Raw genomic sequence first — 22,344 nt, forward strand, 5'->3', positions numbered from 1 at the left:
TTACGAATTACGAATTACGAATTCCCGTGAATTGGTTCAAACGTGCTATGAGCGGTATCAGCTTTTTGCTCAACAAAATTCTTTGCCGCCGCTAGGAGATACTCATAATAGGCACGAGCGACGATAGATAGCTGCTTGCCAGATGGATAAACCATGTACCAATGCCGCTGAATGGGGAAGTGTTGCACATCTAAAATGCTGAACTCTGAAGCGTCTGATAGTAAGGTATGACGGGATAAAACAGAAATTCCTAAACCACCTGCGATCGCTTGTTTAATAGCTTCGTTACTTCCCAATTCTAGCTTGACTTTTACTACTATCCCTTGTTCTTCAAAGAGCTTTTGAACGGCGCGACGAGTTCCTGAACCTGGTTCCCGCATAATAAAAGGTTCGTTAGACAGGCGTTGTATAGGAATATTTTTTTCTTTAGATAAAGGATGATTAGTCGGTGCAAAGACTATCAAAGGATTTTCCAGAAATGGTTCACAAGTCACATCTATATTGTCTGGAATTTGACTCATAATATATAAGTCATCCAAATTTTGACTCATCCGTTCTAAAATTTGTTCGTGATTTGTTACTTGCAGCGAGATATCAATCCCTGGATAAAGTTCGCAAAATGGCCCTAACAAACGTGGGATAAAATATTTTGCTGTTGTAATCACTGCCAAACGTAATTGTCCCTGTTTTAGCCCTTTTAAATCTGCCACCTTCATTTCATACTGGGCTATATTGTGAAAAATCTGCCGACAAGTAGCAAACAATTCCCGTCCTGCCTCTGTCAGATACAATCGCTTCCCCACTTGCTCAAATAATGGCAAACCTACTGATTTTGTGAGTTGCTTGATCTGCATAGAAACGGTAGGTTGGGTGAGAAACAATTCCTCAGCAGCACGAGTAAAGCTACTGTGCCGTGCCGCCGCCTCGAACACCTTTAACTGGTGCAGCGTCGCTTGGTTCAAGAGTGATTCTCCTATATATAGCGATTAATAGATATAAAACTAGTATTGCTGAACACTGGCAAATGATATAGTGATGCTCACAGAAAGTTACGAGTTTTATCATAGACAAAACTCTATTACTTATATTAAAACAAAAGTATTTATTTATGGATTGAAAAAGCTATTATTCAGAATAGCTAAAGCGTAAGATGCCTTCTATCTAAACGATGAATGCTGAATGATGATTTGACAAAATTCATCTATCATCATTCATCATTCCATAATTCTTCTTGAACTTTTGTCGGTAGCTTGGTTAAGTCTGGTAATCTTAGTACCTCGATTTCTGCAACTTGTTCTTTAATATTCACTGGTAAGTTTAACGGTTCGCGTTCTTCTATCCAGCAGCTTGCCAATGGCAAGGTTAACTCCATTTCGTCCAGCGGTCGGGGAATTACCATCACTGCATTCAATTCTCCAATGCGTTCTGCTTCAAACATTCCTGCTTCCACTGCTACCGCCACATTTGCTACAGAACCACGAATAATTGCCGTACACAAACCCCCACCAATTTTTTCATAAGCTGCTAAATGAACATCAGCAGCTTTGAGCATCGCATCACACGCTCCTACCATCGCGGGAAATCCTCGCGTTTCTACCAAACCAATTGCTTGGTTACTCAGACGGCTGGAATTGCCCTCTTCCATCAATTTAGTGAAACGGGTTGTGATGGGAAGTACTATATCTAGGTTGGGATAAGGTCGGGGAATCACCAAACTAGAAACTAACTGACCAAACTGTTCAGCCGTTTGCACGCCAGATTCTACCGCCAGACGCACGTCAGCAATTCCACCCCGAACGATCGCAGTACAATAACCGCCACCAATTTTTTCATACCCAACCAGGTGAACTCCCGCTGATTTCAGCATCATATCGGCCGTCCCAACGATTGCCGGAAAGCTACGGCAAGAAACTAAACCCAAAGCAGTATCCTGAAAGGTTTCTTGACTACTCGCTCCCTGGATAGTACGAATCGACCGTTGATTATATGTTTCCATGATGAATTCTCCAAAATACGGAAAAAGCCGACAACTTACAATTAACACTTACTCTGACTAATCGTCAGGGTTTGGGTCGTTCAAGGATTGTCTGTGAGGAAACAATGTAGTCAACAGTCTGCTTATGCTCCCTTGTCCATAAATTTGAGTCCCAAAACCATTAGGGGATTCTAAGGCAGACTGACTGGGATCTGAATGATGTTCTGTTGACTCTTGGGATTCCCCCAAGGTGGAGTCAGTATCATTGGTCGGTTCCTCCACAGGAGGAGACTGACTTTCGGGAGTGGCGGGAGATTTAAAATAAGAAATTGACTTGTTTTGTTTGAAATCTACAAAAGCCGAAGCTGAGAAGTTAGTTGAGGAAATTACCTTTTCCTGACCTCCACCTGAGCTATTTTCTTCTTCTTTCGGTGGTGTATTTGTAGTAGAAGTTGGGTTATTTGTAGATGCTTCTAGCTGTTTTGTTGGCTCAATCTGCCGACTGGTGTCTCCTAAAATTGAACCAGGCGGTACTACTTGTTCGGGTTCAACCGAATAGTTAAAAACTGTAGTCGCTGAACCAATACAAGCATTTGCGCCAATTTTGCCTTTGCCAATCATCAAAAAGCCGGCTCCCAGGTTTGCACCTGCTTCTACTTCTAGAGTGCCTTCATGGACTTGGAGAATTGCTCCCATGCCAATACAGACCCCTGGCCCAATGACGATCTTGCTGTTTACAGCCGCTTGGAGGATCACCCCAGGTGCAAGTACCGCGCTTGGATGAATAGTCACCTCACCACTAATGTAAGTATCAAAGTTATTGCTGAGGCGCAGTAGCGGCACAGACATGGAAATTTTAACCTCGGAAGCCCTAAGAAGATAGGAGTTAAAAGTGAGGAGTTAGGAGTTAGTTAAAAGTGGGGGAGTTATAAATTTTAAGTTTAGAGTTATCAATTAACAATCTTTTTTAACTCCTAACTTCTAACTCCCAACTCTTGTACAGACGCGATTAATCGCGTCTGTACTCCTAACTCCTTAAGGTCGTTGAATAATCGTTTCTAATACGCGACGCTTGGCTTTGGGGTCAACACCAATTAAGCGTACATATTCCCCTTGGTATTCGCCGAGTTGTCTTTCTACGGCGGCGATCGCTTCTCTTTCTGAGGAGGCTTGAATTTGACCGGTACTAGTCCAGGAACCTGTACGGAACCGTCGTTGATCTACGTGTTCAATGCTAATTTTTGAGCCGCTAGCCAATAATTGCCGGAGTTGGTCTACTACTTCACTACTCAAGCGGGTAGCTGTTGCTGTTGCTGTTGCTGTTGCAGAGGGCGCACTGCTAGTAAATGATTTCTGACCGTCAGAGGAGGCTACTTGACCATTTGGACGTTGGATAATGGTCTCTAATACCCGCCGTTTGGCTTTGGGGTCAACACCAATTAAGCGTACATATTCCCCTTCGTATTCGCCGAGTTGTCCTTCTATGGCGGCGATCGCTTCTCTTTCTGAGGAGGCTTGAATTTGACCGGTACTAGTCCAGGAACCTGTACGGAACCGTCGTTGATCTACGTGTTCAATGCTAATTTTTGAGCCGCTAGCCAATAATTGCCGGAGTTGGTCTACTACTTCAGAACTTAAACGGTTACTGCTAGCTGTTCCCCTATCATAGGATGCTGCACTACTGCTAGTACTAGTAAATGATTTGTGACTACCAGAGGAAACTGCTTGACCATTTGGACGTTGGATAATGGCTTCTAGTACCCGCCGTTTCGCTTTGGTGTCAATGCCGATTAAACGTACATACTCGCCTTGATGACTTGCGATACATTCTTCCAAAGCGGAGATGACTTGATTTGTGGAAGTTGCTTCAATTGGCGTGCAACTAGTCCAGGAACCAGTGCGGAAACGCCGCTCATCTACGTGTTCCATGCCAATTTTGTAACCACCTGCCAAGAGTTGGCGAATTTGCTCTAGAGTTTCGCTACTGACTTTGCCACTGCTAGAACCGTTACTATTACCATTATCATAGCTGTTGCTGTAGCTTCTGTAACTGCTATTACCATGACTAGCTGGAGCTTTAAAGCTGCTAGCTGGTTTTGCATCATCATCAGGACGTTGGATGATGGCTTCTAGCACGCGTCGTCTATCTTTGTCAATGCCAAACAGTCGGACATACTCGCCGCTATGCTCTTGTAGACAGCCTTCTAATGCTGCGATCGCTTCACCGAGGGATCTCGGTTCGATTGGTTGGCAACTAGTCCAAGAACCCGTGCGGAAACGTCTTTGGTCTACATGTTCCGTACCAATTTTATACCCTTGCCCCAATAGATACCGCAACTGATCTATTGTTTCTCCACCCAAGCTATTGCTCGACACTTCACTACTCCTTTCCAACTCTAAAACAGTAATACCATTACCTGTATAAGATTTAGCGTTCTCATCCCGAATGGGTGCTATACATTTAGTATCCGCAGCACAGAGATAACCAGCTCGTAATGCCTGATTAATTCCAACCACATGATGAGCAAATTCTTTATCTTGATCTTGCACATCTGGCAAGCGATCGGCTTGCTGCTGGCTGGTAATTATCGCTCCCGAAGGTACATACTTCCCAGAGGGAATCTCTACGTCTTGAATCAAAGCGTGCATCATTACGATGCAACCTGCACCCACCCTGGCATTAAATATCGTAGAGCGAAAGCCAATGAAGGAATTATCACCTACATAAGCTGGCCCGTGAATTAGAGCCATGTGGGTAATGCAAGCGTTTTTACCAATCCATACTGAGTATTTATTTTGGTCATCGCCAATTACTCGGCCTTGCTCCAACCCATGAATGACAACACCATCTTGAATATTGGTGTTTTCACCCAGATAAAAAGGTGTGCCTTCATCCGCTCTAATCGTAGTCCCCGGAGCAACGATTACATTTGCACCTATTCGTACATCCCCAATCAGATTGGAGAATGAATGTACAAAAGCAGTTTCATGGATTTTGGGTTCAGCTAAATTCCTTGACCACGGGGTTGGGGGTGCCGCCGTGCTGCGGACTGCCATCGCGAGATTCCTCCTCTATTATCATTTGTCAGTTGTCATTTGTCAGTTGTCATTTGTCGACAGCTAATGACTAATGACTAATGACCAATGACTATCAATATTGATCTTTTTTGCTGTAAATGAGGCGATCTTCAACGTAAATAGTATCTATGATCGCCACCACTGCTGCATCCAATGGACGCTGTTCATTGCCAACAACTTGACGAGCGGCACTACCACGAGTGATGAGTACCCACTCATCTACTCCTGCTCCCACAATATCTGCTGCTACTTCATACTCTGGTAAGATATTGCCGTTTTCATCTACTAATTGTAACAACAGTAGTTTCACACCTCTAAGAGTTGGCTCTTTTTGGGTGCTAACTACTGTGCCGCGAACTTTGGCAATTTGCATTACAAATTACGGTCTTCTACCGAAAGGACGAATTGCATTCACATTTTCCCGGAACTGCTCTACATCTTCGGTATAACGAATTGGGAGGACGTATTCCAAGTTTTCGTGAGGACGAGCAATGATATGAGTAGACAACACTTGTCCGCCGTTGACCCGCTTTACAGATTCAACCCCAGCAGCCACAGAAGCTTGCACTTCCGAAACGTCACCCCGAACAATTACCGTCACCCGACCACTACCGATTTTTTCATAACCTACTAAAGTGACGCGGGCAGCTTTCACCATTGCATCAGCAGCTTCCACTACTGCTGGAAAGCCCAGCGTTTCAACCATTCCCACTGCAATTGACATTAGTTTTAATCCCTATTTCAAAGTTTTTAGTCTTGGACAAAAGTGATGCTCTTTTCAGGCAAAAAGCGTTAATTACTTTGTTTAAACAGCTTTTAAGTACGGAATTGTTCCACCGCTTCTGTGTAACGTATCGGCAAGACGTATTCCAGGTTTTCGTGAGGACGAGCAATGATGTGAGTGGATAACACTTCACCACCAAAGACTCTTTTTGCCGCTTCAACCCCAGCTGCTACGGAAGCTTGCACTTCCGATACATCTCCCCGAACTATCACGGTGACGCGAGCGCTACCAATTTTTTCATACCCTACTAAGGTGACACGGGCGGCTTTCACCATCGCATCAGCAGCTTCCACCACTGCTGGAAAGCCTTTCGTTTCAATCATTCCAACTGCAATTGGCATCGCAGAACTCCTACAAAATTAATGCAATCTGTACTGTCGTTTGAATTTTTTGACGGGGAGAGCCTGATCTTATAGCTAAGAAAACACTTCCAAATTAAGCATAGGAAAGCTTGGCGTTCCTGGCAATATAAATTACTATAATAGTTTATGATAAGAAAGTTTTAAAAAACTTAACAAAAAGTTATCTAGGCTTCTGAGCAATTAAAGTTTACAGATTCCTTGAGCAGGCACTTATGCTTTATAATTTCTTTATCACATTTACAAAACGACATTCATAACCAGGGCTAATCCTATCTGACAAAAGGTAAGCAGCGGCTGTATGTTTTGCTGTATCTATCTTTTAGCAAATATTTCTAAGTGCACAAGGACTAAGTGAAATATATATAAGTTTTTTAAATATATTGTATAAATTACTTTGGTTAAAGTAGAAATACAAATGTAAAAAGGTCAGCGATATTAAGGCAAGTAAATGCTTTTGCTTATGTAAAGTTATATTTTACTTATATTTAATAGGGTAGCGTTAAGTAAAAGTACTTTTGGAAGTTCAGTTAAAATAATAGTAAAAAAACATTGGTAATTTTGGTAAATTAATTTTATTAAATAACATAATTGGTTGAAATTTTTTTAAAATCAAGGCTGAGTCATCAAGGGAAATTTAAATGGAGCAATTTCTATTTTCAACAAGTTGGTTTGTGCCTTTGTATAGCTTATCGGGCGCAATTTTGACATTGCCGTGGGGAATAGGAATAATTCGGCGAACAGGGCCCAGACCTGCGGCATACTTCAACTTGTTGACGACCGTTTTAGCTTTTGTTCATAGCCTGTTTGTATTTAAAAATGTCTGGGATAGAGAGCCAGAAACCTTACTAATCAATTGGTTCAAAGCAGCAGATTTAGACTTATCTTTTTCCTTGGAACTATCCCCAGTCAGCATTGGGGCAACAGTTTTAATTACAGGGTTAAGCTTACTGGCACAAGTTTATGCTCTGGGTTATATGGAAAAGGACTGGTCGTTGGCGCGTTTTTTTGGGCTACTGGGATTTTTTGAAGCAGCGCTATGTGGTCTAGCAATCAGTGATTCTTTGTTTCTCAGCTATGCGCTTTTGGAAGTTTTGACGCTTTCAACTTACTTGCTGGTGGGGTTCTGGTATGCTCAACCACTAGTAGTGACGGCGGCGCGGGATGCATTTTGGACTAAACGGGTAGGAGACTTGTTGTTGCTGATGGCTGTAGTGACACTTTCTACCTTAGCTGGGAGTTTGAACATTTCGGATTTATATGAGTGGGCACAAACAGCTAATTTAAGTCCAATGACATCGACGTTGCTAGGGTTGGCGTTAATTGCTGGGCCTGCTGGTAAATGTGCCCAATTTCCACTGCATCTGTGGTTAGATGAGGCAATGGAAGGGCCCAATCCTGCCTCGGTAATGCGGAACTCTCTAGTCGTAGCTGGTGGTGCTTATTTACTGTATAAACTTCAACCATTATTAGCCCTGTCGCCAGTTGCCTTGAATGCCTTGGTAATCATGGGTACAGTAACGGCGATTGGAGCGACATTAGTATCCATAGCTCAAATTGACATTAAGCGATCGCTATCTCATTCCACCAGTGCATACATGGGGTTAGTGTTTTTAGCAGTGGGGTTGCAGCAAGGAGGTGTAGCCTTGATGTTGCTATTAGCTCATGCGATCGCCAAAGCATTATTATTTATGAGTTCTGGTTCAGTCATCTTAACTACCCAAAGCCAAGACTTAACAGAAATGGGCGGTTTGTGGTCGCGGATGCCAGCCACCACTACAGCCTTTGTAGTTGGTTCAGCCGGGATGGTGACACTGCTACCCTTGGGAAGCTTCTGGGCAATGCTATCATGGGCTGACGGTTTCGTGAATATTAGCCCTTGGGTAATTGGGGTTTTAATATTAGTCAATGGTTTGACAGCATTGAATTTGACAAGAGTATTTAGATTAGTCTTTTGGGGTAAACCGCAACAAAAAACCCGTCGCACCCCAGAAGTTGGTTGGCAGATGGCCTTCCCAATGGTGTTTCTAACAGTGCTGACTCTGCTTTTACCTCTAATGTTACAGCAATGGTACTTACTACCAGATTGGGAAAGTATTAATTGGTATGTGGTGTTAGCCTTGTTTAGTTCTACCGTAGTGGGGGTAGGTGTAGGGTGTACAGTTTACCTGCACAAAGCTTGGTCAAGATCCAGAATCCTGGCGTGGAGATTTCTGCAAGACCTGTTAGGTTATGATTTTTATATTGACCGAGTTTATTATGTCACCGTGGTAAGTATAGTAGGACTGCTATCTAAAATTTCTGCTTGGAGCGATCGCTACTTGGTTGACGGTTTAGTAAACTTGGTTGGGTTTGCGACCATTTTCGGCGGACAAACCTTAAAGTACAGCATTTCTGGGCAATCTCAGGGCTATATGTTGACCATCCTAGCAGTTGTCAGCGTCTTGGGGTTTTTCATCAGTTGGTCATTGGGTTTACTAGATAAATTGCCTTTTTAGAGAGACGCGATAAATCGCGTCTGTACAAAACGTAGAGACGCGATTTATGGCGTCTGTTATTCTCTCTCATCCCCCCTTACCCGAAGTCTATGCTTAGTGTTTTAATTCTAGTACCGTTAATCGGTGCAGCTTTAATTGGTTTCTCCCCCTCAAGCATCAGTGGGAAATTGGCCCGTGGGGTGGCTTTAGTCTTTGCCATTATCGCTTTCTTGTGGACAATCGTATTAGTAAGTCAGTTCCATCCAGGAGAAATTACTCAACAGTTTGCTGAGTCTCTCCCTTGGGTAGATGCTATAGGGCTGAACTATAACCTTGGAATAGATGGTTTATCTTTGCCGTTGCTGGTTTTAAATGGATTGTTAACTGCCATTGCCATCTACAGCAGCGATGAATCGCTACAGCGTCCTAAATTTTATTACTCTTTGGTACTATTATTAAGCGCTGGGGTGACAGGAGCCTTTCTAGCACAGGATTTACTATTATTTTTCCTGTTTTACGAATTGGAACTAATTCCGCTGTATTTGTTGATCGCCATTTGGGGTGGCGCCAAACGGGGTTATGCTGCGACTAAATTTCTTATTTATACAGCCGTTTCGGGAATCCTGCTTTTAGCAAGTTTCCTCGGTATGGTTTGGCTGAGTGGTTCCTCTAATTTTGCACTAGCAACCTTGAACGCGACAACTTTACCTCTAGGAACACAGCTTTTATTGCTAGCGGGAATTTTGATCGGTTTTGGAATAAAAATTCCCTTGGTTCCCTTCCATACTTGGTTGCCAGATGCTCACGTTGAAGCTTCGACACCGATTTCCGTGCTATTGGCTGGGGTGCTTTTGAAGTTGGGAACTTACGGTTTACTGCGATTTGGGATGAACTTGTTACCAGAAGCTTGGGCTTATGTAGCTCCTTGGTTGGCGACTTGGGCAGTAGTGAGTGTACTCTATGGTTCATCCTGTGCGATCGCCCAAAGCGATATGAAAAAAATGGTAGCATACAGCTCCATTGGACACATGGGTTACGTGCTTTTAGCAGCGGCGGCGGGCACACCTTTAAGTGTATTGGGTGCTGTGATGCAAATGATTAGCCACGGCTTGATTTCGGCAATGCTGTTTTTGCTAGTAGGGGTTGTGTATAAAAAAGCCGGAAGCCGTGATTTAGCAATCATTCAAGGATTACTGAACCCAGAACGGGGTATGCCAGTAATTGGTAGTTTGATGATTGTCGGAGTCATGGCCAGCGCTGGTATACCGGGAATGCTAGGGTTTATTTCCGAATTCGTAGTTTATCGGGGAAGTTTTGCAGTTTTTCCAGTGCAAACTTTGTTATGTATGCTTGGTACTGGTTTAACAGCAGTTTACTTCCTATTACTTGTTAACCGCGCCTTTTTTGGACGTTTATCTTCACCTGTTGTTAATTTACCACGTGTGTATTGGAGCGATCGCATCCCAGCTGCAATTTTAGCTGTGCTGATTGTGATTTTTGGCATTCAACCTAGTTGGTTAGTGCGTTGGACTGAACCAACAATTACAGCAATGATAAATACCCAAAACGTAGTAGCAGTGTCTTTGGATAAAGCAATGGGGAATGGGGACTAGGGACTGTGGACTGGGGACTGGGGACTGGGGACTGGAGAATGGGGAAAAGTTTTCCTAATGCCCAATGCCCAATGCCCAATGCCCAATGCCCAATGCCCAATGCCCAATACCCCAATTCCTAAACTTTTTGGAGAGATGCCAATGGTAACTATTAAAAAAAAAGCTCCTCACAATCCCTTAGCTGAGTATATTGAACGCCTACAAAAAGGAGATGCATTACTCCCTGATAGTCCAGAGAATGTATTAGAAGTTGTTGGTATTCTTAAAAGCTATGGGGTAGTTTTAGATGCTTACTCAATAAATCTTAACTATATTGCCGAGCATCAGTTTTTAGTATTTTTCCCATTTTTTAAATACTTTAATGGAGAGGTTTCTTTTCAGAAATTACTCCGTCACTGGTGGCATGACCGAATCAATTTTGAATATGCCGAATATTGCATGAAAGGCATGATGTGGCATGGTGGCGGCGGACTAGATACGTATTTAGATACACCAGAATTTCAAGAAAGAGCGCAAGCCGTTATTGCTGCAAAATTTAAAAATAATCCCTTGATTCTGGGTATTAACCAACTGTTTCCAGATTTCTTAACAGAACAGTTGCGCGTCTCTGCTTACTACACCGGTTTAGGTCAATTCTGGCGAGTCATGGCTGATATGTTCCTCAACTTATCAGACCGCTATGACCGAGGCGAAATCAAATCGATTTCCCAAGTTGTAGACCACATTAAATCAGGATTAGTGGCAAATGCATCAAACCCAATTACCTACGCTGTCAAAATTCGAGGTAAGGTCTATGAAATCATTCCCAAAAGCGTTGGTTTGACTTTCTTAGCAGATACAGCAATACCTTATGTAGAGGCAGTATTTTTCCGGGGAACTCCTTTCCACGGTACTGTTTCATACAACGCCCAAGCTTATCAAATCTCTCCCGATCAAAGTCGATTTCAATATGGTGCATTGTATGCCGATCCTTTACCCATCGGTGGCGCGGGTATTCCTCCTACCTTGTTGATGCAAGATATGCGTCATTATCTTCCAGAATATTTGCACGAAATTTATCGTCGCAGTCTTCGGGGTGAAGATGATTTGCGAGTTCAAATTTGTATGAGTTTCCAAAAATCAATGTTTTGCGTGACGACAGCAACGATTTTGGGACTGATGCCTCATCCTTTAGATACTAAAGATCCAAATGAGCAAAAAGTTAATCGAGTTTATTTAGAAAAGTGGATGAGTCGGTTACAAACTTCGCGGTTGCTGGATGTGAATAAATGACGGATAATTCCACCATTACTCACGAGGCATTCAAGCAATTTGAGCGCGACAAATTTTCTCTTCTCAAGAATACGATCGCGCGATCGCTGTTGTGACTTCTCAGGTAGATGAAGCCATATTGGATGCCGTGGGAGCTAAGTCTGGTATTCAATTGCTGGATGTGGCTTGCGGAACTGGGTGGCTTAGTGCCGCAGCACTAAAGCGGCAGGCTATAGTCACAGGATTAGACTTTGCAGAAAATATGGTGGCCATTGCCAAAGTGCGATGTTCTCAAGGGTCATTCCATCATGGGGACGCTGAAAACCTAACTTTCGAGTCTGGCCAGTTTGAGGCGGTGGTTTGTAACTTGGGTATCATCCATTTCCCCAACCCAGAAAAAGCGATCGCTGAATCCTTTCGCGTACTCAAACCGGGAGGACGCTATGCTTTCACCTGCTGGACACCGCCAACGTGCAATCCATTTATGGCTCTGATACTGGGTTCAGTGCAGACTTATGGCAGCATGGATGTGAACCTACCTTCTGGGCCACCCCTGTTTCGCTTTGGCGACCCCACTGAATGCGAAATGGTTTTAAGCGCCGAGGGATTCACTCAGGTGTCTGTCACTGAACTCCCCATCAAGTGGACTTTCTCTACACCTGAAGATGTCATGCCAAAGATTATTGTAAGTTCGGCGCGTCTGGGGTCGATGTTAGCAATGCAAACCGATGAACAACGGCGTAATATTGAAAACGCAATTATCGAGGGAGCCTCAAAGTATGTCACAGAAAATGGTGTGGAAATTCCTGCTTCTGTGATGCTAGCTGTCGCTTACAAAGCATAAGCTAGAACAACCTTTGAATTTAGTAATTTTTTAAGTATTTTTCCATGACAAAATTTATCAGCTTTTGCCCTCTACGCTCTACTTCTTGCTTTTTGATAACAATAAATCCCTGACTTTCAAAAAAAGGTTTAGCTGTAATACTGGCTTCTGTATATAACTTTTTCAACCCTAAAGAGTTTGCTTTTAATTCAATCTGTTCTAAGATTTTCTTACCAACACCTTTCCTTTGAAAATCTTTATGACAATAGAAACGATCGATATGACCATTAGCTTCTAATTCTCCAAAACCAATAATTTTGTCTTCTTCTGCTACATAAGTAAACTTACTTCCTAAACTTTTAATCCAAACTTCAATATCCATATTTGCTGGTGCCCAAGCATCTACTTGTTCTTGTGTGTAATCGTGAATATTCACTTCATGAATAGTGTCGTAGAACAATTTCATAATTTCTTCAGTATCAGCTATTTCGTATATTCTTAATTTCATAAAGAAAGTAATTAATCACAAATAATCCCTCTTCTAAGAAACAAGGCAGGAGGCAGAAGGGAAGAGGATTTGACTTGTTTCTTCCATCCATAACGGAATGGATGTAAATAAGTAGTTGATTTTTGATCGATATTATGCTTCTGGTTCAATGCCGAGCGATCGCAATTGAGCAATCAGAATCTCATTTCGTTGGCGTTCTTGTTCAGCGCGTTGGTGTTCTTGTTCAGCGCGTTGGCGTTCTTGTTCAGCGCGTTGGTGTTCTTGTTCAGCACGTTGGCGTTCTTGTTCAGCGCGTTGGCGTTCAAGTTCTGCTCTTTCATCACCAGTCAACAACAAATTACCTTGCAAATCCCACCAACGTAACCAGGGCAATTCCACGTTTTGATAAACTCCAAGCCTTATGCCTAACTCCACTCCTAAAGGAGGTATAGGATAATGTCCTCGTTCATTTGCTGCTAATAACTGGTATTGTCCACCAATCAATTCATACACTTCTATACTGGCTTTATTCACTTCATAAATGCCATAAAACGGAGGACGAATTACTTGCTCATAAATCCAAAATTTGCCCTTCCAAGGGGTTGTATCTCGTTCTTCACTCCCATCACCAGAGACGAATTCTAAGACAATTAATGGAGCGATGTGTTCTCGCCAAAATACATAAGAACGGCGCGTCAATCCATCTAGTAAGGGCGGGACATTTCCTACATAAAACCAATCCGGTGCTGCTGCTCCTTTCTCTGGAGGATCTGTCAACCGCCAGTAAATACCTAAGTCCTGACCTATACAATATTGACCTTCTGGATGTAATTGCTGGAGAATGGGTGTAATTGAATCCGTTAGTAAGATACTTTGGGGATGCTCTTGCCAATTTTTCACAAAGGTGCCGTCAGAGTCTGGTAGCTGCGTGTGGTCAGGAAATGGGGTGAGATCGGTATCGAGGTTGATTGCAGAGGTCATAAGTTACCTTTGCACTAGCTAAAGGTTGTTTTTAGTTTAGCAATAGAGAGAGAAAAAAGCGTAGGCGTAGCCCGCACTTCGGCTGCGCTCAGTGACCGTCGTAGACATCGCACCTGTTCTGCCAAACTAGGCTCAAGTTATTAAAGCTCTCTTGTGTGAGAATTAATCTAAGCATTTTGGGAGTTGCAAAGATGGCTTGGGTAGCTGGCGATCGCTTGCAAGGTGGAAAATACACCATTGAAAGAGAGTTGGGAAGAGGACGCTTTGGCATCACCTATTTGGTCAAAAATCAGAATGGCGATCGCCAAGTCATCAAAACCTTAAATGACAATTTACTAAATTCCCTAAACCAGTTAGAACGCGAACGGCTAAAAACAATGTTTTTGCGGGAGGCTTTAAAGCTTCAAAAGTGTAAGCATAAGTATATTGTGGAGGTCGTAGATTCCTTTGAGGAAGCAGACTGTTTGTGTTTGGTAATGGAGTATGTGGATGAAGTGAGTTTGGCTGACCTCCGCCCACCAACACTTTCGGAACCAGACGCACTACGTTACATTCGGCAAATTGGGGAAGCACTGATAGTTGTACATGAAAATGAACTGATTCATCGGGATGTGCATCCAGGAAATATTTTGTTGCGGAAGCGAGAGGGACAGCTAGAAGCGGTACTAATTGATTTTGGTTTAGCTTTAGACTTTGACCATATCTTAACCACAAGCCGAACTAAGGAAACTTCTGATGGATTTACGCCCCCTGAACTTTACGCTAGAGGTACTATAACTCGTGCATATAGCGATATTTATTCACTAGCAGCTACTCTGTATAAACTTCTGACAGGAAGAACACCTGTTAATGCAGTAAAGCGCAAAGTGGACGGCGAGCATTTAGTGTCTCCAAAAGAATGGAATCCTCAGATTAGCGATCGCACAAACCGAGCAATTTTAACAGGTATGAAGCTAGATCCTAAAGAGCGTCCTCAATCAATGCGAGAATGGCTTGATTCTTTGGGCTTAACTGGGGAGACTTCTCAGCCTGTGGCAACTGTATCCTCGAATACTAACTCGAACTGGGATAAAAAAATTCAGTTTTGGACTGTGGTGATAGCGGCGATCGGAGTTTTTATAGCCTTACTTGCAGCCATACCTTCTTGGATTCCTATTTTCAAACCCTCTCCATCTTCCAGTCCACCATCACTGTCGCCCACTCCCTCATCTAGTAAAATACCGTAGATTTAGGTAAACTTTCATCAGGGTGTTGATATTAAAGTAATGATTTTGACTCATGCCCAATTATCTAAAGAGATTGTCTTATATATTGTTGAGCGTGCCTTAATTACGAATTACGAATTACGAATTATTTAGAGGTCATTTATGCCTTGGATAGCAGGACAACAATTGCTAGGTGGCAAATATGTAATTGAGCAAGTTCTGGGACAGGGGGGATTTGGAATTACCTATAAGGCTTTGCATGTTGAACTAAAGCAAACAGTTGTAATTAAGACACCTAATGAACACCTCAACCAAGATCCGGAATATGAAAAGTACATAGAGAGATTTATTGAAGAAGGGCGGATACTCGCACGCTTATCTCAAGACCCTCATCCTCATATTGTGAGAGTGAGTGATTTGTTTCGGGAAGGTGCTACCCACTGTTTAGTGATGGACTTTGTTGAGGGAGAAAATTTATTTGAAGCGGTGAAGCGTAAGGGGGCTTTACCAGAAGCAGAGATTCTACCCTGCATCCGCCAAATTGGGGAAGCTTTGAGCGTAGTGCATCAAGCAGGTTTAGTACATAGAGATGCCCATCCTGGAAACATCATGGTGCGGAGTAATGGCAAAGCCGTTTTAATTGACTTTGGAATCGCTAAAGAACTTTTACCTAAAACTTTGAGTTCAAAGAGTATTGCGGGTAATGAAGGGTTTGCGCCCTATGAACAGATTAGCAGAGGTAGTCGAGAGCCAACAGTAGATGTTTATTGTTTGGCTGCTACACTTTATTATGCAGTAACAGGTCAACGCCCTACAGCTTCTCTGACTCGCAAGCTCGATAATGCTCTTTTAACTCCACCTAAACAAATTAATCCAAGCATCAGCGATCAATTAAATCAAGCAATTCTCAAGGGTATGGCGCTGGAGGCAAAAGACCGCCCTCAGTTGATGCAGGTATGGTTAGCAATGTTAGAAGCACTAAAAGCAACGCCTCCACCATCTGTTGATCTAGTTCATAAAAAAGAAGTTGTCCGTTCCAAAGCCAAGCTCAACTCAGAAGCAATTCCAGGTAAACCAGCTACGAAATCACCTAGAATTATTCCCTGGGGCTGGTTGGTTGGTGTATTATTAAGCTACTTATTAATAGGCTACTTGTTAGCCGCGTTAAAGGCTTCGTATATAGTTTGGGCTGTAGCTGTAACCGTGGCTAGTGCTTGGGCTGTAGCTGTAACCGTGGCTAGTACTTGGGCTGTAGCCGTAGCCATGGCTGGTGCTGTGGCTGGGGCTGTGGCTGTGGCTGTGGCTGGGGCTGGGGCTGTGATTGAGGTTATATTTTGGGTTGTGGCTTGGGTTGTGGTTTGGGTTGTGGCTGAGGCTGGAGATGAATTACGAAAATCTTTTAGCAAGGTTCATACTTTTCTAATTTTAGCTAGCACTTCTAGTCTAGGCTTGGGTTTGGGATGGTTAGCACATAAAATTTTTGGTACAGGTTCATAGTTTACTCAAGCTCTAGAAGCTAACTAACAAAAGATTTTGTAGCTGTTGTATCGAGTGGAAAAGCGATGTCTAAGGACAAGCCCTTCGGGTTTGGGGGTTCGCAATCGACGGGAACCGCCAAGACTGCGACCCCCTCACCGTTGCGCGTCTACGCACCTTTAACCTCATACCAAAATATTAAATTTCCGGCTCAATACTAAGCGCTGGTTTTAAGAGCGTTGTTATAGAAGATAAGCTAAATAATTAAACTGATATCTACATTAAAATAGTCCGCCAACGCTTCTGCTTGAGTTTTACTAATAGTGCCGCCATTAACAATTTGCGAGGCAATTTCCAATGAACCAATTACCTCAGCTAATGCTTCGGTTGTAGTATCGCGTGCGTCCATTAGATGTACCAACATCGAATTGGGTGTACCTTGGAGAATTGGGTAATGGGTTTCTTCAAACTGCTCAATTAAAGTCACCAACAGTTGCAACAGCATTTCTTCTTCTGGTGTACGATTGGGACGATGTTCTAAGGTTAATGCGAGTGCGATCGCTTGTTCGTTTTCTGCATCCGTGGTAATAATTTTTGGCTGATACTCGGCTAGCAATTTACCATAAGATTCTGGATTAAAAGTACGGGTCATTTTTCCATTTATAGCTTCCGGTTCAACGCCGAGCAATGTCTGACGACAACCTGCTATGCGTTTACGCCATATTTCTCTAAAACTCAAGCGATCGCTATTTAAATGTTATCTTTTTTCTATTGGTTCACCACCTAACCAAGAATCTCCCGAATTGGATTCGGGAGAGTGTCAAAAAACCCAAATGTATTGTCTTTATAAAGCAACAACCTCTTGCTTAGGCTTCCGCACTGGACGCTTGCGTTCGCTGCGACGAACGCCCCCTGCCATTTTGTACTCATCGCTATTCTTGCCATACTTTGCAGCTACGCTGACTAACACATGTTCTGTTAGTTCCATCAGCGACTTTTCGGCTAATTCTAAAGCTCCCTGAGTTAGATCCACGGTGGAGAGGCTGGAGTTATAAACTTCCAACTTGTCCTGTGTTTTTTTGATGGCGGTGGCAAAGGCGTCAATAGTGACTCCATTACCTAAATCTAAGGTGGAACTAATCGATTTCAAGCCCGCAATCCGACGGTGTGCTCTATCAAGTACTTTAGATCCACGTTTTGGACGTGACATATATAACTTTCCTTTTCTGAATCATACACTAGGATAAAAACTGACTTATATCCTTGTCTTTACACCATTAGGATAAACAAAATTGGGGCGATTAACACCCGCAATATTCAGTATTATTAAAGCTATTTAGTACAAAAATATTGTATTTATTGCGTGATATTGCTGAGATTTATCCGAATTCAACAAACAACCGCCCGAATTCAATAAACGATCGCCCGAATTCAACAAACGACTGCCCGAATTCAACAAACGATCGCCCGAATTCAATAAACAACCGCCCGAATTCAACAAACGATCGCCCGAATTCAATAAACGACCGCCCGAATTCAACAAACGATCGCCCGAATTCAATAAACAACCGCCCGAATTCAATAAACAACCGCCCGAATTCAATATCGCGCTTCTCGCTTGATTGCAATATCGAACTGCTATTTAACGCCGTGTGCAACTTAATTTTGTTAAACCTTGATTCTATTGTGGGGTAGGCATCTTGCCTGCCCAGAAAGGACGGACAAGATGTGCATCCCACAAGAATAAAAAAAGTCGCACATCGCGTTATTTAATTTTTGCGAAACTCGGTGCGCCTTTATCTCGCTTCGTTAATGAAGATTCCCTGCGATCGCTATGAAAGGGAATTGGAAAGGGGGACGGTTTGGTATTACTTATTTGGTAAAAAACAGGAATAGCGATCGCCAAGTCATTAAAACCTTAAATGATGATTTACTTTTACGCCCCTTGAGCTTTACGCTCAACATACTCTTTACCCCACCCCCAACCCCTCCCCTTACCAAGGGGAGAGGCAGTTTTGGCTTTAGACAAAACCAGGGCGGGGTAATATTATAGTACAAATTTACTAATTAGCTGCTAAAATGCTTTAAAAGTCAGCTAGCCTTGCTTGAGGTAGTATGAAAAAAATTCCAGACACGGACAAAAAGCCTATTTTGCTGTTCCAGCCTACATTTGTAACTACTGCTATAGTGCCACTGCAACCCCAAGAAAAAAAAATCATCAGTGAACGGGAGCGTTTTATAATACAAGTCGAACGCATCAATCAGATGGCACAAGAGTTAGAAGCAGCGATATTAGAGTTGAAAGCGATCGCTAACAAAATGAATACTCAAAAACGTTGCCCATTCTTGATAAAAGAGATATGCAAAAATATTTGTCAGTATTTTGCAGTTAGCATCCCTTGGGTGAAACAAAAGTCTGACGAATCATTTATTTTGACAACGCGAAAAGTTGATTTATTCCGAGCCGAAAGGGAAGCTGCACTGCTAGCACAGCAACTTCGTCAGCAAACCAAAAAAAGATTAGCATCACAGCGACACAGAAAAAACAAGAATGGGGCTGAAGTTGACACAAAACGCTTCTTCAAAAAGGTATTAGTCAACAAATCTTAAAATTTTAGCAAGGGACTGGGGACTGGTGACACTTCGACAAGCTCAGTGCATCGCTGGGGATTGGGTGAAAAGTCTTGTTGTGTCTAAGTTTTATCATCTGTTAATGTCCTAACCACCAAGGCTTGTGCTATATCAACATTCAACGGCAGATCGCCTCTGAGGTTGTAACAGTTATGCTGATTGAAGTGGCAGAAGGAACTCGTTTCTCAAAATTGCTAGATACTACACTGCCATTATTTCTTTGCAATCATAGTTGGTGACAAAGAAACAAAGCCGTCCTAATATTTGCACTTCCGTAAAACCAGAGTGTAACATCAGGGACAATCAATCAGCGCACAGAAGAGGTAAAAAGAAGGTGTTAAAAACACTTTTAGTGATTGCCGTTGGTTTTTTACCGTCCCTGTTTTCCTTGTGGATGATCCGTAGAACCCAGCGATCGCGCTTGCGGATGAGGCAAGCAGCCATGAATTTTCCAGTGGTACAGGGACGGCAAAACCTTAGACCTGTGGAAGGCGATCGCTATTATTTAGAAGGGGTAGGTTATTTAATTGGCGATATCAGCTGCAAGTTTAATGCCCGATCTGGCTATATCCGCTGTGCTATTAATCCTGAAGGCCCGTGTAACGGTTGCCGTCACTACGAACCTAGAGAATTAACTGGTAATGAAAAAAGTACTTAAGATTCTCACTCAATACTTAACCTACCTAAAATTACCTGGTTAACCCAGACGCTATGACGTAGATAGTTTTCTGGCGACTTCATAGCACTAGAACCAGGGAATGATAAAATCATTACTAATTATAATAATTTGTATTTACAAGCACTTTGAATATTTCTCTTTGCATGGTGAAATAAGAATGATTTAATAGAATTCGTGCAAAATTGTAAATCTGCATCATTTTGTTTGCAGATTATGAACTTTACTATTAACTCTTGCCGAATATCTCATAACTAGATGATTATCCAACGATGAACAACGCGATCGCTCGGACAACAGCATTATTATCAACTTGCGCTTTGCTACTAACAGGCTGTGGTGGTGGCACTACCACAGTGACAAATTCTCCCACTAATAGTCCAAATACTAGTCCAAATAGTATTCCAAATAGTACCCCAAATAATACTGCAACCAATACCCCAGCAACAACGGGTACATTATCAAGTGCTATTCCTATTGGTATTGGTGTTGCCCAAACTAGCAATGTGGCATTACTGGGTCAAGAGCAAGTCGCTGGAGCTAAACTTGCCCAAAAGTATTTTAATAGTAAAGGTGGTGTTAATGGCACACCAATAAAATTAGTTTTTCAAGATACTAGCGGTGATGAAGCAGGAGCAATTAACGCTTTTCAAACTCTAATTAATAGAGATAAAGTTATTGGAATTGTCGGCCCGACTTTGTCACAGCAAGCCTTTAGTGCCGATCCCATTGGCGAACGGGCAAAAGTACCAATTATTGGCCCATCAAATACTGCTAAAAATATTCCCGAAATTGGTGATTACGTTGCTCGTGTTTCTGCACCAGTTTCCATCGTTGCACCTAATTCGGTGAAAGCGGCACTTAAGCAAAATCCCCAACTGAAAAAAGTTGCAGTTTTCTATGCTCAAAATGATGCATTTAGCAAGTCAGAAACGGAAATTTTTCAGCAAACAGTTAAGGATCAAGGGCTAGAATTGGTAACAGTGCAAAAATTCCAAACTAGTGACACAGATTTTCAAAGTCAAGCAACCAATGCGATTAATCTCAAACCAGATTTGGTAATTATTTCTGGCTTGGCTGCTGATGGTGGTAATTTAGTTAGGCAATTGCGGGAACTGGGTTATAAAGGTTTAATTGTCGGTGGAAATGGTCTAAATACATCGAATTTATTGCCAGTTTGTAAAGCACTTTGTGATGGGGTATTGATTGCTCAAGCCTACAGTCCAGAACATCCAGGTGAAATTAACACGGCATTTCGTAAAGCTTATATTGAAGAATATAAAAAAGAACCACCCCAATTTAGCGCCCAAGCTTTTGCAGCAGTGCAGGTTTATGTAGAAGCACTCCAATCTTTAGATAAAAAGAGCAAAGTCAATAAACTACAGCTACCAGAATTACGGACGCAGTTAAATAAACAAATACTTGAAGGAACATACAATACACCATTGGGTGAAATTGGTTTTACTCCCACAGGTGAAGTCGTGCAAAAAGATTTCTATGTTGCTCAAATCAAAATGGAAAAAGATGGAAGTCAAGGTAAATTCACATTTCTAAAATAGTTGCTAAATGAATATTAATATCTTTTTGCAGCAATTATTAAATGGGTTATCCATTGGTAGCATCTATGCAATTTTCGCCTTGGGATATACCTTGGTTTATTCAATTTTGGGCATTATTAATTTAGCTCATGGCGCGATTTTTACCTTGGGTGCATATTTCACTTATGCACTTATGGGTGGGAACTTTGGATTTAATGGCTTGCTGGCTAATGCAGCCTTGCCAATAAAATTACCATTTGCTATATCCTTAATTTTAGGAAGCACTTTGGCAGGATTGGTAGGGGTAGTGATGGAACGCGTTGCTTTTCAACCTTTGCGCCGTCAAGGCTCCGATCCTTTGCTAACTGTTGTTTCCAGTTTGGGGGTAGCAGTAGTAATTGTGAATTTAATCCAGTATTTAATAGGCGCGGAAAGTTACACATACCCCGCAAATACTTATGGTAATTTGCCACCTGCGATTAACTTTGGTAGTTCAGAAAACCCAATTCCGATTCGCAGTGTTCAGGTGGTAATTTTTACTGTGTCAGTAGCGATTGTGGCAATTCTTACCTATTTTATCAATCGGACTAAGTATGGTAAGGCAATGCAAGCGATCGCAGAAGATCCAACTACAGCTAGTTTATTAGGAATTAATAGCGATCGCTTTATCATCCTAACCTTTTTCATTAGCAGTTTTTTAGCAGGATTAGCAGGAACTTTAGTTGCCTCTAGTGTTAGTATTGCAGGGCCATATTTTGGCATTGCTTTTGGTTTGCGGGGTTTAGCAGTAATTGTCTTAGGTGGTTTAGGTAGTATTCCTGGTGCAGTGTTGGGAGGTTTGTTAATTGGATTAGTAGAGGCGTTTGTTCCTGCTGATTATTCTGGATATAAAGACGCAGTAGCTTTTGCAATTTTGTTTATCATGCTATTAGTTAGACCCCAAGGTTTGTTAGGACGGCGGTTTATTCAGAAAGTTTAAAGAGACATAGT

Annotated in this window: 23 protein-coding genes and 1 pseudogene; 11 read left to right on the forward strand and 13 right to left on the reverse strand. The window is 42.3% G+C overall.

All coding sequences use genetic code 11. The features are described from left to right. Positions 1–14 precede the first annotated feature (14 nt). The 8 genes and pseudogenes from RMY64_RS04255 to RMY64_RS04285 all read right to left on the reverse strand — a co-directional run bounded on the left by RMY64_RS04255 (position 15) and on the right by RMY64_RS04285 (position 6,178). A complete protein-coding gene (locus tag RMY64_RS04255) occupies positions 15–962 on the reverse strand; it encodes a LysR family transcriptional regulator (protein ID WP_322673546.1) in 948 nt (315 codons plus the stop codon). Between the two features lie 245 nt (positions 963–1,207). Further along, positions 1,208–1,996, reverse strand: a complete 789-nt coding sequence (locus RMY64_RS04260) for a BMC domain-containing protein (RefSeq protein ID WP_322673547.1) — start codon at positions 1,994–1,996, stop codon at positions 1,208–1,210. 57 nt (positions 1,997–2,053) lie between these two features. Then, complete coding sequence (locus RMY64_RS04265; RefSeq protein WP_322673548.1) at positions 2,054–2,824, reverse strand: transferase; 771 nt, start codon at positions 2,822–2,824, stop codon at positions 2,054–2,056. A gap of 186 nt (positions 2,825–3,010) precedes the next feature. Further along, positions 3,011–3,268: a ribulose bisphosphate carboxylase small subunit gene (locus RMY64_RS36765; RefSeq protein ID WP_409882125.1), complete on the reverse strand. Its 258-nt coding sequence runs from the start codon at positions 3,266–3,268 to the stop codon at positions 3,011–3,013. Between the two features lie 90 nt (positions 3,269–3,358). Then, a pseudogene (locus RMY64_RS04270) lies at positions 3,359–5,032 on the reverse strand (ribulose bisphosphate carboxylase small subunit); the annotation flags it as partial. A 94-nt stretch (positions 5,033–5,126) separates the two neighbouring features. After that, complete coding sequence (locus RMY64_RS04275; RefSeq protein ID WP_322673550.1) at positions 5,127–5,426, reverse strand: EutN/CcmL family microcompartment protein; 300 nt, start codon at positions 5,424–5,426, stop codon at positions 5,127–5,129. Positions 5,427–5,432: 6 nt separating this feature from the next. Beyond that, the gene (locus tag RMY64_RS04280) at positions 5,433–5,777 is read right to left on the reverse strand and encodes a carbon dioxide-concentrating mechanism protein CcmK (RefSeq protein WP_010995041.1); all 345 of its coding nucleotides are present in this window, start codon (positions 5,775–5,777) and stop codon (positions 5,433–5,435) included. Between the two features lie 92 nt (positions 5,778–5,869). Next, positions 5,870–6,178, reverse strand: a complete 309-nt coding sequence (locus RMY64_RS04285) for a carbon dioxide-concentrating mechanism protein CcmK (protein WP_012410633.1) — start codon at positions 6,176–6,178, stop codon at positions 5,870–5,872. A gap of 659 nt (positions 6,179–6,837) precedes the next feature. Between RMY64_RS04285 and RMY64_RS04290 the strand changes: the two genes are divergently transcribed. The 4 genes from RMY64_RS04290 (at position 6,838) to RMY64_RS04305 (ending at position 12,381) form a co-directional block, all read left to right on the forward strand. Continuing rightward, the gene (locus RMY64_RS04290) at positions 6,838–8,694 is read left to right on the forward strand and encodes an NAD(P)H-quinone oxidoreductase subunit F (RefSeq protein ID WP_322659842.1); all 1,857 of its coding nucleotides are present in this window, start codon (positions 6,838–6,840) and stop codon (positions 8,692–8,694) included. 89 nt (positions 8,695–8,783) lie between these two features. Continuing rightward, the gene (locus tag RMY64_RS04295; protein WP_322673552.1) at positions 8,784–10,286 is read left to right on the forward strand and encodes an NADH-quinone oxidoreductase subunit M; all 1,503 of its coding nucleotides are present in this window, start codon (positions 8,784–8,786) and stop codon (positions 10,284–10,286) included. Positions 10,287–10,427: 141 nt separating this feature from the next. Next, the gene (locus tag RMY64_RS04300; protein ID WP_322699435.1) at positions 10,428–11,558 is read left to right on the forward strand and encodes a CO2 hydration protein; all 1,131 of its coding nucleotides are present in this window, start codon (positions 10,428–10,430) and stop codon (positions 11,556–11,558) included. A gap of 91 nt (positions 11,559–11,649) precedes the next feature. After that, the gene (locus RMY64_RS04305; RefSeq protein WP_322699389.1) at positions 11,650–12,381 is read left to right on the forward strand and encodes a class I SAM-dependent methyltransferase; all 732 of its coding nucleotides are present in this window, start codon (positions 11,650–11,652) and stop codon (positions 12,379–12,381) included. Positions 12,382–12,400: 19 nt separating this feature from the next. Here RMY64_RS04305 and RMY64_RS04310 read toward each other — a convergent pair whose 3' ends face one another. After that, positions 12,401–12,868 (reverse strand): GNAT family N-acetyltransferase, encoded by a 468-nt coding sequence (locus tag RMY64_RS04310; protein WP_322699390.1) that lies wholly within the window; start codon positions 12,866–12,868, stop codon positions 12,401–12,403. Between the two features lie 132 nt (positions 12,869–13,000). After that, a complete protein-coding gene (locus RMY64_RS04315) occupies positions 13,001–13,828 on the reverse strand; it encodes a Uma2 family endonuclease (protein WP_322699391.1) in 828 nt (275 codons plus the stop codon). Positions 13,829–14,019: 191 nt separating this feature from the next. Here RMY64_RS04315 and RMY64_RS04320 point away from each other — a divergent pair, with 191 nt between their 5' ends. After that, positions 14,020–15,054 (forward strand): serine/threonine-protein kinase, encoded by a 1,035-nt coding sequence (locus tag RMY64_RS04320; RefSeq protein ID WP_322672836.1) that lies wholly within the window; start codon positions 14,020–14,022, stop codon positions 15,052–15,054. A gap of 141 nt (positions 15,055–15,195) precedes the next feature. Then, entirely contained in the window at positions 15,196–16,530 is a 1,335-nt protein-coding gene (locus RMY64_RS04325; protein ID WP_322699392.1) for a serine/threonine-protein kinase, read from the forward strand. A 235-nt stretch (positions 16,531–16,765) separates the two neighbouring features. Here RMY64_RS04325 and RMY64_RS04330 read toward each other — a convergent pair whose 3' ends face one another. The 3 genes from RMY64_RS04330 to RMY64_RS04340 form a co-directional block, all read right to left on the reverse strand. Next, positions 16,766–17,248 (reverse strand): transcriptional regulator, encoded by a 483-nt coding sequence (locus tag RMY64_RS04330; protein WP_322699393.1) that lies wholly within the window; start codon positions 17,246–17,248, stop codon positions 16,766–16,768. A 105-nt stretch (positions 17,249–17,353) separates the two neighbouring features. Next, positions 17,354–17,719: a hypothetical protein gene (locus RMY64_RS04335; RefSeq protein ID WP_322699394.1), complete on the reverse strand. Its 366-nt coding sequence runs from the start codon at positions 17,717–17,719 to the stop codon at positions 17,354–17,356. 169 nt (positions 17,720–17,888) lie between these two features. Continuing rightward, a complete protein-coding gene (locus RMY64_RS04340) occupies positions 17,889–18,137 on the reverse strand; it encodes a hypothetical protein (protein ID WP_322699395.1) in 249 nt (82 codons plus the stop codon). A gap of 72 nt (positions 18,138–18,209) precedes the next feature. Here RMY64_RS04340 and RMY64_RS04345 point away from each other — a divergent pair, with 72 nt between their 5' ends. From RMY64_RS04345 to RMY64_RS04365, 5 genes are all read left to right on the forward strand, one after another. Next, positions 18,210–18,347 (forward strand): hypothetical protein, encoded by a 138-nt coding sequence (locus RMY64_RS04345; RefSeq protein WP_322699396.1) that lies wholly within the window; start codon positions 18,210–18,212, stop codon positions 18,345–18,347. A 277-nt stretch (positions 18,348–18,624) separates the two neighbouring features. Next, on the forward strand, positions 18,625–19,119 hold the full coding sequence (locus RMY64_RS04350; RefSeq protein WP_322686953.1) for a hypothetical protein: 495 nt from the start codon (positions 18,625–18,627) through the stop codon (positions 19,117–19,119). A gap of 355 nt (positions 19,120–19,474) precedes the next feature. Continuing rightward, positions 19,475–19,798: a DUF6464 family protein gene (locus RMY64_RS04355; protein WP_322672829.1), complete on the forward strand. Its 324-nt coding sequence runs from the start codon at positions 19,475–19,477 to the stop codon at positions 19,796–19,798. Positions 19,799–20,088: 290 nt separating this feature from the next. Then, positions 20,089–21,375 carry an ABC transporter substrate-binding protein gene (locus tag RMY64_RS04360; protein ID WP_322699397.1) on the forward strand — a complete coding sequence of 429 codons (1,287 nt, stop codon included), beginning with the start codon at positions 20,089–20,091 and terminating at the stop codon, positions 21,373–21,375. A gap of 7 nt (positions 21,376–21,382) precedes the next feature. Beyond that, a complete protein-coding gene (locus RMY64_RS04365; RefSeq protein ID WP_322699398.1) occupies positions 21,383–22,333 on the forward strand; it encodes a branched-chain amino acid ABC transporter permease in 951 nt (316 codons plus the stop codon). Positions 22,334–22,344: the final 11 nt, after the last annotated feature.

It is taken from the genome of Nostoc sp. DedQUE08, assembly GCF_034530895.1.
In the GTDB taxonomy this organism is placed as follows: Bacteria; Cyanobacteriota; Cyanobacteriia; order Cyanobacteriales; family Nostocaceae; genus Nostoc.

Coding starts and splice junctions, on each gene's coding strand:
- RMY64_RS04260 (WP_322673547.1), bottom strand. CDS start 1,996: ATGGAAACATATAATCAACGGTCGATTCGTACTATCCAGGGAGCGAGT.
- RMY64_RS04265 (WP_322673548.1), bottom strand. CDS start 2,824: ATGTCTGTGCCGCTACTGCGCCTCAGCAATAACTTTGATACTTACATT.
- RMY64_RS04275 (WP_322673550.1), bottom strand. CDS start 5,426: ATGCAAATTGCCAAAGTTCGCGGCACAGTAGTTAGCACCCAAAAAGAG.
- RMY64_RS04280 (WP_010995041.1), bottom strand. CDS start 5,777: ATGTCAATTGCAGTGGGAATGGTTGAAACGCTGGGCTTTCCAGCAGTA.
- RMY64_RS04285 (WP_012410633.1), bottom strand. CDS start 6,178: ATGCCAATTGCAGTTGGAATGATTGAAACGAAAGGCTTTCCAGCAGTG.
- RMY64_RS04290 (WP_322659842.1), top strand. CDS start 6,838: ATGGAGCAATTTCTATTTTCAACAAGTTGGTTTGTGCCTTTGTATAGC.
- RMY64_RS04295 (WP_322673552.1), top strand. CDS start 8,784: ATGCTTAGTGTTTTAATTCTAGTACCGTTAATCGGTGCAGCTTTAATT.
- RMY64_RS04300 (WP_322699435.1), top strand. CDS start 10,428: ATGGTAACTATTAAAAAAAAAGCTCCTCACAATCCCTTAGCTGAGTAT.
- RMY64_RS04310 (WP_322699390.1), bottom strand. CDS start 12,868: ATGAAATTAAGAATATACGAAATAGCTGATACTGAAGAAATTATGAAA.
- RMY64_RS04315 (WP_322699391.1), bottom strand. CDS start 13,828: ATGACCTCTGCAATCAACCTCGATACCGATCTCACCCCATTTCCTGAC.
- RMY64_RS04320 (WP_322672836.1), top strand. CDS start 14,020: ATGGCTTGGGTAGCTGGCGATCGCTTGCAAGGTGGAAAATACACCATT.
- RMY64_RS04325 (WP_322699392.1), top strand. CDS start 15,196: ATGCCTTGGATAGCAGGACAACAATTGCTAGGTGGCAAATATGTAATT.
- RMY64_RS04335 (WP_322699394.1), bottom strand. CDS start 17,719: ATGTCACGTCCAAAACGTGGATCTAAAGTACTTGATAGAGCACACCGT.
- RMY64_RS04350 (WP_322686953.1), top strand. CDS start 18,625: ATGAAAAAAATTCCAGACACGGACAAAAAGCCTATTTTGCTGTTCCAG.
- RMY64_RS04360 (WP_322699397.1), top strand. CDS start 20,089: ATGAACAACGCGATCGCTCGGACAACAGCATTATTATCAACTTGCGCT.
- RMY64_RS04365 (WP_322699398.1), top strand. CDS start 21,383: ATGAATATTAATATCTTTTTGCAGCAATTATTAAATGGGTTATCCATT.